Source organism: Mycobacterium sp. ELW1, assembly GCF_008329905.1.
GTDB lineage: Bacteria > Actinomycetota > Actinomycetes > Mycobacteriales > Mycobacteriaceae > Mycobacterium.
The window spans coordinates 6108182-6120978 of sequence record NZ_CP032155.1 but is presented as its reverse complement, the minus strand read 5'-3'; the positions used below and the strand labels follow the sequence as shown (position 1 = coordinate 6120978).

At 66.0% G+C, this 12797-nt stretch carries 10 protein-coding genes and 1 pseudogene; 3 read left to right on the top strand and 8 right to left on the bottom strand.

All coding sequences use genetic code 11. The features are described from left to right. Positions 1-34: 34 nt before the first annotated feature. On the top strand, positions 35-925 hold the full coding sequence (locus D3H54_RS29395; RefSeq protein ID WP_149383167.1) for a DUF732 domain-containing protein: 891 nt from the start codon (positions 35-37) through the stop codon (positions 923-925). Here the strand turns inward: D3H54_RS29395 and D3H54_RS29390 are convergent. Further along, positions 922-1284 carry a YybH family protein gene (locus D3H54_RS29390; RefSeq protein ID WP_149383166.1) on the bottom strand — a complete coding sequence of 121 codons (363 nt, stop codon included), beginning with the start codon at positions 1282-1284 and terminating at the stop codon, positions 922-924. The genes D3H54_RS29395 and D3H54_RS29390 overlap by 4 nt on opposite strands. Beyond that, complete coding sequence (locus D3H54_RS29385) at positions 1271-1975, bottom strand: SDR family NAD(P)-dependent oxidoreductase (RefSeq protein WP_149383165.1); 705 nt, start codon at positions 1973-1975, stop codon at positions 1271-1273. Before D3H54_RS29385 ends, D3H54_RS29390 begins: the two co-directional genes overlap by 14 nt. Before the next feature lie 116 nt (positions 1976-2091). Here D3H54_RS29385 and D3H54_RS29380 point away from each other — a divergent pair, with 116 nt between their 5' ends. Next, positions 2092-3024, top strand: coding sequence for a LysR family transcriptional regulator (locus tag D3H54_RS29380; RefSeq protein WP_149383164.1), 933 nt, complete (start codon positions 2092-2094; stop codon positions 3022-3024). 42 nt (positions 3025-3066) lie between these two features. On the opposite strand, the pseudogene D3H54_RS29375 reads toward D3H54_RS29380, so the two are convergent. Further along, a pseudogene (locus tag D3H54_RS29375) lies at positions 3067-3993 on the bottom strand (YbfB/YjiJ family MFS transporter); the annotation flags it as partial. 255 nt (positions 3994-4248) lie between these two features. Between D3H54_RS29375 and D3H54_RS29370 the strand changes: the two are divergent. After that, positions 4249-4926 carry an SDR family oxidoreductase gene (locus tag D3H54_RS29370; RefSeq protein WP_149383163.1) on the top strand — a complete coding sequence of 226 codons (678 nt, stop codon included), beginning with the start codon at positions 4249-4251 and terminating at the stop codon, positions 4924-4926. A 6-nt stretch (positions 4927-4932) separates the two neighbouring features. Here the strand turns inward: D3H54_RS29370 and D3H54_RS29365 are convergent, their stop codons facing one another. From D3H54_RS29365 to D3H54_RS29345, 5 genes are all read right to left on the bottom strand, one after another. Beyond that, complete coding sequence (locus D3H54_RS29365; RefSeq protein WP_149383162.1) at positions 4933-6576, bottom strand: peptide chain release factor 3; 1644 nt, start codon at positions 6574-6576, stop codon at positions 4933-4935. A 37-nt stretch (positions 6577-6613) separates the two neighbouring features. Continuing rightward, the gene (locus tag D3H54_RS29360; protein ID WP_149383161.1) at positions 6614-7768 is read right to left on the bottom strand and encodes a C39 family peptidase; all 1155 of its coding nucleotides are present in this window, start codon (positions 7766-7768) and stop codon (positions 6614-6616) included. Beyond that, on the bottom strand, positions 7765-8919 hold the full coding sequence (locus tag D3H54_RS29355; RefSeq protein ID WP_286199043.1) for a C39 family peptidase: 1155 nt from the start codon (positions 8917-8919) through the stop codon (positions 7765-7767). Before D3H54_RS29355 ends, D3H54_RS29360 begins: the two co-directional genes overlap by 4 nt. Positions 8920-9035: 116 nt before the next feature. After that, entirely contained in the window at positions 9036-11576 is a 2541-nt protein-coding gene (locus D3H54_RS29350; protein ID WP_149383159.1) for a DEAD/DEAH box helicase, read from the bottom strand. 76 nt (positions 11577-11652) lie between these two features. Beyond that, positions 11653-12735 (bottom strand): sulfite oxidase, encoded by a 1083-nt coding sequence (locus D3H54_RS29345; protein ID WP_149383158.1) that lies wholly within the window; start codon positions 12733-12735, stop codon positions 11653-11655. Positions 12736-12797: the final 62 nt, after the last annotated feature.

Here is a 12797-nt window from a genome sequence, read left to right as displayed (position 1 = left end):
CGGAGAACCGAGCCTACGGCGGTTGGGGTGAGCAATGAAGGGAGCGCCCGCGGCCTGCCCCTATTGCGGGGCTGACCTCGACGCAAGCGGCACTTGTGCGCGTTGCGGCGGCGTGCTGAAGCCGACGCCGCCGACGGGCTGGCGGCCGGATCCCACCGCCCGCTATGAAGGCCGGTACTACTCAGCCGGGCGCGCCACCAACCGGGTGCGCAACGGCAGGTCCGAGTCGAATGACCCCGTCGGCGGGCAGATGTTGCCGTCGTACGTCGAGGTGCCGGTGGCTCGATCGAGCATCCGGTTGACCTGGTTGGCCACCGGGGTCACGACCGCGGTCATCGTGATGGTTGCCGGCGTGGTCGCAGGCCTGCTGTGGGCGCGGCACCGGCCTTCGCCGCCGCCCGAAGTCGACTATGTGCAGGCCTTGCAGACCGCGGGGCTGTTCGATCAATTCAATTCCGAGGCCAATGCCGTCGCCCATGGGCACGAGGTGTGCAGTCAACTCGAACACGGCGGGCAACAGCAGGGTCTGCTCGCGGACAAGATCGCAGTCGACGTGTTCTGCCCGCAGTTCAACAAGGGCTTCCGCATTCTCGAATCCGCCAAGATCTCAGGGGTTTTCGTCCTGACGGACAGCCTCGGTACCGGTGCGATCGTCGTCGACGGCGGCGCCTGTCACGGGACGGGCGGCTACGCCGATGTCGGTCGCACCACCCCGGTGACCGTCAAGAACAGCAAGGGCGACATTCTCACCACCACGTCCCTGGGTGCCGGCACCGGAGACAGCGCGAACTGTACGTTCTCGTTCACGTTCTCCATCGACGAAGGCCAAGACCGCTACGTGGTATCCATCGGCCGCCGAGGCGATTTCAGCTACAGCTTCGAGCAGCTGCGCAGCCACGGCCTGCAGATCCACCTTGGTCATTAGTCCGGTGCGGGGCTGGCTTGGTAGTAGCCGATCCGCCAGTCGTCGCCGATTCCGGTGATGACAACTCCCAACCGGAGGTCCTTGGCCGTGCCGTGGAACGTGAATGTCGCGGCGACGTAGCCGAGCACGGCCGTGTCGCCGAGACGCCGGGATTCCAGAATCGAGTAGTCCACCGTCATCCCCGCCGGTTGCGAGTCGTAATAGTCGAAGACTCCTTGCGGTCCGACGCTGAACGGTCGCAGACCTTGGAAGATCGCGTCGGCGGTGAAAACCGCCGCGACCGCCTGGGGATCGTGAGCGTCAATGCCGGCCTTCCATTCATCCAGCACCGATCGCAGAAGGGCTTCAGTGTCCGGCACTTTGGCCGCCGTCCACGTGGAGGATCTCGCCCGTGACGAATCCGGCCTGCTCCAGGTACAGCACCGCTTGGACGGCATCGTCGATCTCACCGAGCCTGCCCATGGGATTGAGGCCGGCCAACGCGTCGTGGGTGGACGGATCGTGCATCGGCGTATTGACGACACCGAGAGCGACCGCGTTGACCCGGATTCCGCGGCCGGCATATTCGACAGCCAAGGCTTTGGTCGCAGCGTTGAGGCCGCCCTTGGTCAGGGACGCCAGTGCGGAGGGAACGCGCGAATTCGCCTGGTCTACCAGGCTGGTGGAGATGTTGACGATGTGGCCGCCGGGACCCAGCACCGTCAGCGCCGCCCGGGTCACGTCGAAGAAACCCCGCAGATTGACCCCGGTGATGGCGTCGTAGTCGGCGTCGGTGTAGTCGGTGAAGGGCTTGGGGATGAATATGCCGGCGTTGTTGATCACCGCGTCGACGCGGCCGAAGCGCTGTAGCGCGGCGTCGATGATGTGTTGTCCAGCGCCAGGTCGGGAGATGTCGGCCGCGACGGCGAGTACCTGCGGGTCGTCGCTGTCGCCGATACTTCGGGAGTTGGCGACGACCGCGTAGCCCAGCCGGCGGTAGCCCGCCACCAGGCCGGCACCGATACCCTGGGATGCGCCGGTGATGACGGCAACCCGTGTTGCAGTGTCCATTTGATGATCCTTTCCACGTTGTGTTTCTTGCTCAACGCCCCGGAACGCGAGCCGATGCCACGCCGGGATGAGAGATCCGCTCCCTGCTGGGAGGCTGCGCCTATTAGGCTGCAGCGGTGGAGTTGCGGCAGCTGCGCTACTTCGTCGCCGTGGCCGAAGAGTTGAACTTCGGTCGCGCTGCCGCGCGTCTGCGGATCGCGGGCCCCTCGCTGTCCCAGCAGATCAAGGCCCTGGAACGCGACCTCAAGATCACCCTGTTCGATCGCGACCGCCGGTCGGTGGCGTTGACCCCTGCCGGCGCCGCGCTGCTACCCGATGCCAGGGCGCTGATCGGGCAGGCAGACGAATTACGCAGGCGCGCTGCCAATTTCGGCGGGCCAGAAGCGGTGCGTGTGGGCTATGTCAACTGGTGTCCGACGGATTGGACCGCGCGGGCGGCGGGGATCGCGCAGCTGCGGGTGGACACCTGGGTCATGCCGTCGCACACCCAGGCCGCGCGGGTCGCCGACGGCAGCCTCGACCTGGCGATCTGCTGGGTGCAGAACGCCGACCTGGAAGAGCTGTCGCTACAGGCACGGTTGCTGGGAGTGGACCGGCTCTACGCGTTGGCCTCGGGCCCTGACGATTCGCCCGTCGAGGCCGCCGACACGGTGGTGTTGATCGACGCGGACACTGCCAGCTGGTCGTCGTGGAATCGCTACGCCGAACAGTTTTCGGCTGCCACCGGTGCTCGCGTCATGCGCACCGACGACGGTGGCGTCACCGGACCGACCTTCCTGGAACACGTGCGCGGACTCGGCCGTCCGGTGCTCAACAACCCGAAGGGCCAGGACCACGCGCTGCCCAAGGATCTGGTGCGACGCGCGGTCATCAACCCCTCGCCGGTGTGGACGTGGTCACTGGTGTGGCGGCGTGACGATGACAACCCCACTGTGGTCGCGCTCGTCGACGAATTCACCCGGGATATCGGTGATTTCGGGCTCGATGACGCCGCTGTCTGGCTTCCCGGCGATGATCCGCATCAACCCCGCGACCATGGCGGCGGCTAAGACCACCACCGCACCCACCACCAGGGCGGGCCGGAAGCCGTCATGCAGGAGGGGGCCCACCACGACGGGACCCAGTATCTGACCCACCGAATACCCCGCGGTGAGTAGCGCGACGGCGCGCGGATAGCGCAACAGACGCGCAGCCGCGAGCGACAGTGTGCTGATTCCGATGAACGTCCCGCCGAAGAGCACCGCCCCGACCAGCGCTGCTGCGACGCCGCCGAAGATGCCCGCCACGGCGATTCCGCCCGCCTGCGCGCACAACGCCGTCGCCAACAGTCCCGGATGGGACCATCGCGAGCTCAGCGCTGCCCACAGCGCGGCGGAGGGGATGGTTGCCAGGCCCACCACGAGCCATGTCGCGCCCCCGAGCCAGCGCGGTGCGTCTTGGGTGACCGCGGCGACCAGAAAAGTTCCGGCGATGATGTAACCGACTCCCTCAAGCGAGTAACTCACGGCGAGCAGACCGAACAATCTGTGCGGCAGGTACTTTCGCTCCGCCGTGGGGGACGGCTCCGCTGCAGGTGTGCCGTGCATCGTCCAGGCTGCGGCGGTCAGGACGGCGGCGGCCGCCGCTGATGTCCACCAAGCGAGTCGCCACTGCTCGCTGGCCAGCACCATGACGGCCGACAGGGCAATGCCCGCCCCGATTCCACCGAATCCCCACCCGGCCAGATGGGCGGGCTGCCCGTGCAGGTGCTCGAGCAGGGTGTTGACGGCGATCACGAACACCAGTGCACTGGTCACGCCGGCCACACCCCGCAGCAACGCCCATTCGAGCACCGTGCCGGTCAACGGCATGCCGGCCAGACTGCCGACCAGCAACACCAGCGATATGCGGCACGCGACAACGGACCGGGCGAGCCGCGGCCAGACGAAACCGGCCACTGCACCCGCGAGGTAACCGATGTAGTTCGCGGTGGCGAGGGTGGCCGCGGCATGCGGGGCGATTCCGGTCTGCGCCGTCATCAGCGGCAGGATCGGGGTGTACACGAATCGGCCGATACCCATTGCGGCGGCGAGCGCCGCGGCGCTGCGTGCGACGTGCCTGTGATGCTGCATCGCACCATCGTGGAACCGATCCGAGGCAGATCGCCACGTCCGCCCAGCTCCCAGCTGCAAGGCGAAGACTCTCAGCGCGCGCCGCCCCAGCTGGGTCTAGCGGAATTAACCCAGCTCGTCCTAGTGTTGTCGCCAACGAGAGTTCGGGAAAGGGAGACTTCGATGACACAACAGATCACCGCGCTGGTAACAGGTGCGAACCGCGGATTGGGACGGCAGTTCGCCGCCGAACTGCTCTCACGCGGGGCAAAGGTGTACGCCGCGGCCCGCAGGCCGGAAACGATCGACCTGCCCGGTGTGGTGCCGATCCAGGTGGACATCACCGACCCCGAGTCGGTGCGCCGAGCGGCGGCGATCGCCGAGGACGTCACGGTCCTGGTGAACAACGCCGGCGTCTCGACGGAGGCCGACCTGCTCAGCGGCCCGATCGAGGACATCCGTCTGGAGATGGAGACGCACTACTTCGGCACGCTCAACGTCACCCGCGAGTTCGTCCCGATCATCGAGAAGAACGGCGGCGGCTCCATCCTGAACGTTCTGTCCGTGCTGGCCTGGTACCACGCCCCGTCGTTCGGCGCCTACTCGGCAGCCAAGGCCGCGGGATGGGCGATGACGGATGCTCTACGAACTGAACTGGCGCCCAAGGGAGTTCACGTCGCAGCCCTGCACGTCGGATATATGGACACCGACATGGCCTCCTTCGTCCCCGCCGACCAGAAGATCGATCCCGCAGTGGTGGCGAAGCTGGCGGTGGACGGACTGCTCAGCGGCCAACCCGAGATCTTGGCCGACGAATTGACCCGGCAGGTCAAGGCCGGGCTGTCCACCGCGAACGGCTAGCGTCGATCAGTCGTCGCCGGCGGCGACCAGCGGGCGCAGCGTCACCGCGGGGTTGTCCTCCTGGAACCCCTGCAGTCGCCACTTCGTGGTGAACAGGGCGAGCATCACGCCGTCGGTGCGGGTGAGTACTTCGGTCGACACCTGCTTGTCCACGAACGGTGCGTCCTCGGGGTCGACGGCGCGCGCCACGGTGTAGGGCAGCGAGTCCAGCGAGATCGGTGCGTTGAATTCCGTGGCCATCCGGTGGCTCGTCACCTCGAACTGCAGAGGGCCGACGGCGGCGAGTACCGGTGCTTGCTCGCCCCGGCGATCCGACCGCAGTACCTGCACCACGCCTTCCTGCTCGAGCTGCTCGATCCCCTTGCGAAACTGCTTGTGCTTACTCGGATCGGTGCCCCGGGCGACTGAGAAGTGCACCGGAGCGAAGCTCGGGATCGGCGGAAACTGTACGGGCACATCGCGAAAAAGGGTGTCACCCGGGCGTAGTACGTTGGCGTTCGCCAGGCCGATCACGTCGCCGGGCCAGGCGTCATCCAGTGTCGACCGTTGCTGGCCGAACACCGACTGGGCGTATTTGGTGACGAACGGCTTGCCGGTTGCGGCGTGCGTCAGGACGTCGCCGCGCTCGAAGGTTCCCGAACACACCCGGGCGTAGGCGATGCGGTCGCGGTGCGCGGAATCCATGCCGGCCTGGACCTTGAAGACGAACGCACTGAACGGAGCGTCGACCGGTCGCACATTGCCGTCGATGTCGACTTGGCCGCTCGGCGGAGGCGCGAGCCTCGTCAGGTTGTCCAGAAGTTGATTGACGCCGAAATTGAGTGCGGCGGAAGTGAACAGGACGGGCGTCGTCACGCCCTGCAGGAAGGCTTCCTGATCGTGGTCACCGTCATCGGAGGAGAGCAACTCGCATTCTTCGACCGCGTTGTCCCAGTCGATGCCGGCCGCGGCGCGGGCGTGCTCGGGCGGGATGTGCTCCTCGGGTGCGGCGGTGGCACCACCCGCGGTGCGGGTGAACCGAATGAAATTGCCGGTGCGGCGATCCAGCACACCTTTGAAGTCGCCGGCGATACCGACCGGCCACGTCAACGGCGTCGGCTTGAGACCGATGCGCTCCTGGATCTCGTCGAGAAGCTCCAGCGCGTGCCGTCCAGGACGGTCCCACTTGTTGATGACCGTGAGGATCGGCAGTCCGCGGTGCTTACACACCTGAAACAGCTTGAGCGTCTGCGGTTCCAGACCCTTGGCGGCGTCGATCAGCATGACCGCGCAGTCAACCGCGCTGAGCACCCGGTAGGTGTCCTCGGAGAAGTCGGCGTGCCCGGGGGTGTCGAGCAGGTTGATGACGCAGTCTTGTCCCTCGGGCGAGAGATACGGGAACTGCAATGCCGTCGAGGTGATCGAGATACCTCTGGCCTGCTCCATCTCCATCCAGTCCGACACGGTGGCCCGTCGTCCGGCTTTGCCGTGAATGGCGCCGGCCTGCGTGATGATCCTCGCGTGCAGCACCAGGGCCTCGGTCAGCGTCGACTTACCGGCGTCAGGGTGGCTGATGACGGCGAAGGTGCGCCTGCGACCGGCTTCGGTCGCGAGGCGGTTGGCCGCGGCCGTAGAAGAAGGCGTCCGGGTGTCGAGGTCGTGATCGCTCATTACATCGTCGATGGTATTTGCCGACGACGCAAAACCTCTAATCCTGGGCTGGAGTGACGTACGCGGTGATGGTCTGGTAGTCGTTGGCCCGCCACGCCTTCATGAACGTGTTCAGCGGGAGGCCCATGCCCTGCCCACCGTTTTTCCAGGCGCCGTCATTGACGAAGATGATGTCCTTGTCGGTGTCGATGCCTAAGACCGTGATGGCGTGGTCGCCCGAATACGCCATGTCAGGGGTGCCTTGGCCCCAGGCGATCTGGGCCTTGATCGTGACGATGACGGAGTTGCCGTCGATCAATGCTTTCTTGAGGTTGGCGTAGGCGAGGTCGCCCTGGTTCTTGGAGTACTGGGTGGACATCGCCGTGATGCCGTGCGCGTCCAGCAGCGCCAACGCGTCGGCGTTCTGCACGTAGGAGTCCGCCACCGGGTCGTAGATCTTGGCCCCGGCTGTCACGGTGCTCGGTGTCGTCGCGGCTTCGTTGATGATTTCGGCCGCGGTCGGCATCTTGTCGGGTCCCAGAAGCTGGCCCATGACCATGGCCGACGACACCAAGAGACAGATGTTCTTTCCGTCTTGATAGATGAAGTAGCCGACCTTGTCGCGGGGGTTCCCGATGATTCCCGTTGTGCCGTCCGGCGGAATGTCCGGATTCACTGGATGTCGACTCGGGCCGAAGATGGCCTCCAGGTCATAGCGCAGGGTCGTCAGGTTGTCGCGGACGCCTTCGATCTGATGCTTGACGAGTAGCTCGAAATCGCGGCGCATGGTGTCGAGAGTGCGCCGGGCCGCATCCAGGCCGGCCACGATGACCTGTTCGATCTCGGTCGGTGTGGGAAGGCGTTGGGCCCGATACTGTTTCACGGAAGCGGCCGGAGCGGTCGGAGCGTCGGTGGATACCAGGCTCACCGAACGCACCGTGGAGGGGCTCGTCGCTGCTGCTGTGCGCTTGGCGGGCAGTTGCACGACCGATGCCGAGGACGGCTTGGGCCTCGCGGATGAGCGGGTGGCGGCCGCCGCGGCTGGCTTGTGCGTACGCGCACTCGATGCAGAGGACTTGCTCGTCGACGCATGACTCGAATCGTCGGGTGCGGCGCTCGCCACCGCGGCACCCGCACCCGAAGCGATCAGTAGACCGGCGCCGAGGGCGAACCCGAAGGTCGTGATTCGCCCAGCCCGCTTGATGGAAGTCATGCTGCAAGGCTTTCTTCTGAGGCTGTGGCTTGTGCTGCGGCAGGCGCCAATTCGGCGAAGATGGCTGTGTAACGGCCGGCTTGCCAGGCATCCAAGAAGTCATCGATCGACATGGTCAGGTTCTGACCGCCGCCTCCCGGGTAGGCGCCGTCGTTGAGGTACACCAGATTCTTGCTGATGTTGATTCCTAGCAGCACCGCCTGATGCTCGGTGTTCCACACCGCGGTGTTGCCATCTATCGCGGAGCGGACGTCGCCGCTGATGGACACGATCACCGACTTACCGTCTGTCAGTGCGGCCAGGAGACCGTTCCACGCGCGTTGTTGTTGGGATTTGCTGTAGTAGACGGTACTCACCTTGAGGCCATGGGTTTCCATCAGCTGCACCGAATCAAGTGCCCACACCCAGTCGTTGGTTGAGGTGCCCAGGTACATCTTCCGGCCGGGTTGGGCAACGCTGTCCGTGGTCGTCGCTTCGGTGATGATGTCCTGCGCGGTCACGGTTTGGCCGGTGAGTTGGCTGATCACCATCGCCGCGGCCATCAGTCCCGAGGTTTGCGCGCCGCCGGCCGCCCAATACTGGCTATTGGCCAAGTTGCCGTAGATGATCTGTCGGTTCGGGTGGAACAGCCGATCCAGGTCAATACGCAGGGTGACCAGGTTGTCCCGGAAGCCGACGATCTGATTCTGGACAAGTGTCTCGATCTTCTCGCGTAGTTCGTCGAGGCTGCGGCGGGCCGCATCCAAGCCGACGGCGATCGACTGCTGCAGTTGCGCCGGAGTCGGCAGTGCCGCAGCGCGTTTCGCTGAGGCTTGCTTGGCGGGCACGACGGCGACGATGTCGGTCTCCGGGGTGACCGCCTTGCTCTCCGGAGTGAGGGACCGCTTCGCCTTCAGCTGCACCACGGGTTGCGAATAGCCGCTTCGGGCACTGACACTGCGAGCCGGTTTTGGCTTGGCCGCGGTATTGCCGGACGGGCGTGCTGAGCGCGCCGACGGTGCCGATGCACTCGACGCGGCGGAACTACTGGACGACGTCTGGCCGGAATCGTCGGGTGCTGCCGCGGCGACCGCTGCTCCCGCGCCGGAGGCGATCAGCAAACCGGCGCCGACCGCGAACCCGAACGTCGTGATTCGCCCAGCTCGCCTCATGGATGTCACGCCGGCCCCCGCCCACATCACCGCAAAAGATAATTAGCGATGCTGACAATAGCGGCATCCCGTCGATCTCGTCCAGAGTTCGCGTGAGTAGCCAGATCCCGAGTCGCTCAGTCCAGACGGCCGGCGTCGACCACCCGCAGCACGGGCGTCCCCGCCTCGTCCGAGGCGTCCACGTCCACCTCCACCTCGATGCCCCAGTCGTGGTCGCCGGCCGGGTCGTCGAGGATCTGCCGCACCCGCCACAACTCGGGCCCCCGGTCGATGATCAGCAGGGCAGGTCCACGGGCGTCGGCGCCGGTGCCCACGTCGCTGTGCTCATCGAAGTAGTCGTCCCCGACCTCCTGCCAGCGCGGTGCGGACCATCCTGAACCGGCGTCCAGTTCGCCCAGCTCATGCCAGCGTCGCCGGGCGAACAGCTGCACCCGCCGGAACACAGCGTTGCGGACCATGGCGGTGAAGGCCCGCACATTGCCGGTCACCGGCCGTGGACGCATCGGCACCGCGACCGGGACGTCGTGCGGTTGGTCGGGGCTGGTGAGCTCTTCCCACTCGTCCAGCAGGCTGGAGTCGACCTGGCGGACCAGTTCGCCGAGCCACTCGACGATGTCGGTGAATTCCTCGGTCCGCGCTGCTGTCGGCACCGAGGATCGCAGTGCCTTGAACGCGTCGGACAGGTAGCGCAGCACCGCCCCCTCGGACCGGGTCAGGCCGTAGACGCTGACAAACTCACGGAAGGTGAACGCCCGCTCCCACATCTCGCGGACAACGGATTTCGGCGACAGCCGGGCGTCGGCTGCCCACGGGTTGGTGTGCAGGTACACCTCGAAGGTGTGTCCGAGGAGCTCCTCGAGCGGCTTGGGATAGCTGACGTCGTCGAGCAGCTCGATGCGCTCGTCGTACTCGATGCCGTCAGCTTTCATCGCGGCGACTGCTTCACCCCTGGCCTTGTTCAACTGCGCCGCCAGAATCTGACGGGGATCTTCCAGCGTTGCTTCGACCACCGAAACAACATCCAGCGCAAAGGTTTCCGAGTCGGGATCGAGGACGCCGACCGCGGCCAGCGCGAACGTCGACAGCGGCTGGTTGAGGGCGAAGTCGGGCGGCAGGTCGACGGTCAGCCGGTAGCGGCGCCCGTCGGCCTGGGGTTCGTCGAGCCGTTCGAGGACCCCGGCCTGCAGCAGCGAGCGGGCGATGCCGACGGCTTCCCGGATGTGCTGTAACTGGCGCTTGCGGGGCTCGTGGTTGTCGGTGAGCAGTCGCCGCATCGCGACGAACGGGTCCCCGGGGCGGTCCACCACGTCGAGGATCATCGCCGTGGACACCCGCATGTTGCTGGTCAGTGGTTCCGGGGTGGCGTCGACGAGCCGCGTCATGGTGGCTTCGCTCCACGGCACCATTCCTTCCGGTACCTTGCGGCGCACCAGTTTTCGGCGCTTCTTGGGATCGTCGGCGACTTTGGCGAACTGTTTGAGGTTCTCGACTTCGTGGTCGGGAGCCTGCACGACGACGGTGCCCGCGGTGTCGTAACCGGCCCGCCCGGCGCGACCGGCGATTTGATGGAACTCGCGGGCATTGAGCAGCCGCGTGCGTGTCCCGTCGTACTTCGACAGCGCCGAGAAGACGACCGTCCGGATCGGCACGTTGATGCCGACGCCCAAAGTGTCTGTGCCGCAGATGACTTTGAGCAGGCCAGCTTGCGCAAGCTGTTCCACCAAACGCCGGTACTTGGGCAGCATCCCGGCATGGTGGACGCCGATACCGTGGCGAACCAGCCGGGACAGCGTCGAGCCGAACGCGGTCGAGAACCGAAAGCTGCCGATGTGCTCGGCGATCGAAGCTTTCTCCTCCTTGGTGCTGACGTTGACACTCATCAGCGCCTGGGCCCGTTCCAGCGCGGACGCCTGGGTGAAGTGGACGATGTAGATCGGCGCCTGTTTGGTCTGCAGCAGTTCGGTGATCGTCTCGTGCATGGGAGTGGTCGCATACGAGTAGAACAGCGGCACCGGACGCTGCGCGTTGGCCACCAGAGCGGTGGGCCTGCCGGTGCGACGGGTGAGGTCCTCGCGCAGAAAACTGACGTCGCCGAGCGTGGCCGACATCAACAGGAACTGCGCGTGCGGCAGCTCCAGGAGCGGCACCTGCCAGGCCCAGCCTCGATCGGGATCGCCGTAGAAGTGGAACTCGTCCATCACGACCACGCCGATGTCGGCGTCCGCGCCCTCGCGAAGCGCGATGTTGGCCAGGATCTCCGCGGTGCAGGCGATGATCGGCGCGCTCGCGTTGACCGCGGCGTCGCCGGTGAGCATGCCCACGTTCGCGGCACCGAACGTCGCGCAGAGCGCGAAGAATTTCTCGCTCACCAGCGCTTTGATCGGGGCCGTGTAGTAACTTCGCCGCTCTGCAGCGAGCGCTGCGTACAACGCCCCAGTCGCGACCAGGGACTTCCCGGATCCGGTCGGCGTGGCCAGAACGACGTTGGCGCCGCTGACCAATTCGATCAGGGCCTCCTCCTGCGCCGGGTACAGCGGAGTGCCGTTGGCCTCGGCCCAGCCGGCGAAGGTGGTGAACAGCCGGTCGGGATCGGACCCCAGCGCACGAATGGAGGACAGATCGCCGGGGTCGTCGAGGAGGGGAGCAGGAGCAGTCATCGCGATTGGCACAGCCTAGTCAGGTTGCGCCGAACTGGTCGGATGCAGGCCCGGATCGTTCCGTGCTGGAACGTCGTCAGGAGTCGCCGGCCACTGAGATCGGATGGGCGAGAACCGATTCGTGCATGTAGCCCAGTTCGTTCCAGGGGGTGGAATCTGGCTGGACGCGGCCCCGGTCGTCGGTGGCGCGCACTCGTAGGACATGCTCGCCCGGCCGGGCATCCCACCGGAACTCCCACCGAGCCCAGATTCCAGGTTCGCCATTCGAGGTGATGTTGGCGCTCTGCCAGGCTTGATCGTCGATCTGGTAGTCGACGGCGGCGACTCGAGCCTCACCGGCGAATGCCCGGCCTCGGATGATCTGCGGGCCGGGGCACAGGTGTGCCGGCCATGGCAGTTCGACCAGACTGGACAGCGCAGGTTCGGTGATCGCGGCCCCGCGAGCCTGGTCGCTCTCGGCGGGGTAGCCCGGCCCGATCATCACGTAATCGATGGTGTTCCAGGGTACTTCGACATGGTGTGTGGCGACGTCGATCCGGCCAAGCCATTTGATGCTGGCGGCGCCGAGCCATCCCGATACGACCAACCGTGCCGGGAAGCCGTGGTCAGGCGGCAACTCTTCGCCGTTCATCGCCCACGCGATGATGGTGTCGTCGGCGAGGGCTTTGGCCAGTGGCAGCGGGCGCCGAGCCCTGATCGCGTCGAGCGATTCGGGTACGACTTCGCGAGCGGCCGCCGTGATACCGGCCAACTCCAGCACATCGCGCAGCCGAACGCCGGTCCATTCGGCGGTGCCGATCGCGGTGCGTCCCCACTGGGTGCCTTCGAAGGCTTGGCCGACCTCCCGTCCGAACTGCACGCGCCGGTTGCCCGCGCACTCAATGGTGCGCACAATGGACGTCAGCGGAAAGCCTGTGCGCAGATCGTTGTAAGTGAACGAAACCGGTTGTCGCACAGCGTCGCCCTGAATGTGCAACACCCAGTCGGCGGCGTCGATGACGGGTGTGTCGGCGTGGCTCCGTACGAAGAAGCGATCGGCGCCCACGATATCGCCGAACAATCGATCGGGCCGCGTTCCGTAGTCCAGCCCTGAGCCGGTGTCTTCCATCAGTTCCGCAGGAGTCGGCTTGATGAGCCCACGTCGAGGAGTGTCCGGCATCACCGCATTATGCCGCCTGCGAAGCCCGGCTCGGGCCGGAAGACCGCAGTCTCAGCAGCCTC

Bases quoted from the DNA above. Each gene is read 5' to 3' on its own strand.
- D3H54_RS29395 (WP_149383167.1), top strand. From the start codon at position 35: ATGAAGGGAGCGCCCGCGGCCTGCCCCTATTGCGGGGCTGACCTCGAC.
- D3H54_RS29385 (WP_149383165.1), bottom strand. From the start codon at position 1,975: ATGGACACTGCAACACGGGTTGCCGTCATCACCGGCGCATCCCAGGGT.
- D3H54_RS29370 (WP_149383163.1), top strand. From the start codon at position 4,249: ATGACACAACAGATCACCGCGCTGGTAACAGGTGCGAACCGCGGATTG.
- D3H54_RS29365 (WP_149383162.1), bottom strand. From the start codon at position 6,576: ATGAGCGATCACGACCTCGACACCCGGACGCCTTCTTCTACGGCCGCG.
- D3H54_RS29360 (WP_149383161.1), bottom strand. From the start codon at position 7,768: ATGACTTCCATCAAGCGGGCTGGGCGAATCACGACCTTCGGGTTCGCC.
- D3H54_RS29355 (WP_286199043.1), bottom strand. From the start codon at position 8,919: ATGAGGCGAGCTGGGCGAATCACGACGTTCGGGTTCGCGGTCGGCGCC.
- D3H54_RS29350 (WP_149383159.1), bottom strand. From the start codon at position 11,576: ATGACTGCTCCTGCTCCCCTCCTCGACGACCCCGGCGATCTGTCCTCC.
- D3H54_RS29345 (WP_149383158.1), bottom strand. From the start codon at position 12,735: ATGCCGGACACTCCTCGACGTGGGCTCATCAAGCCGACTCCTGCGGAA.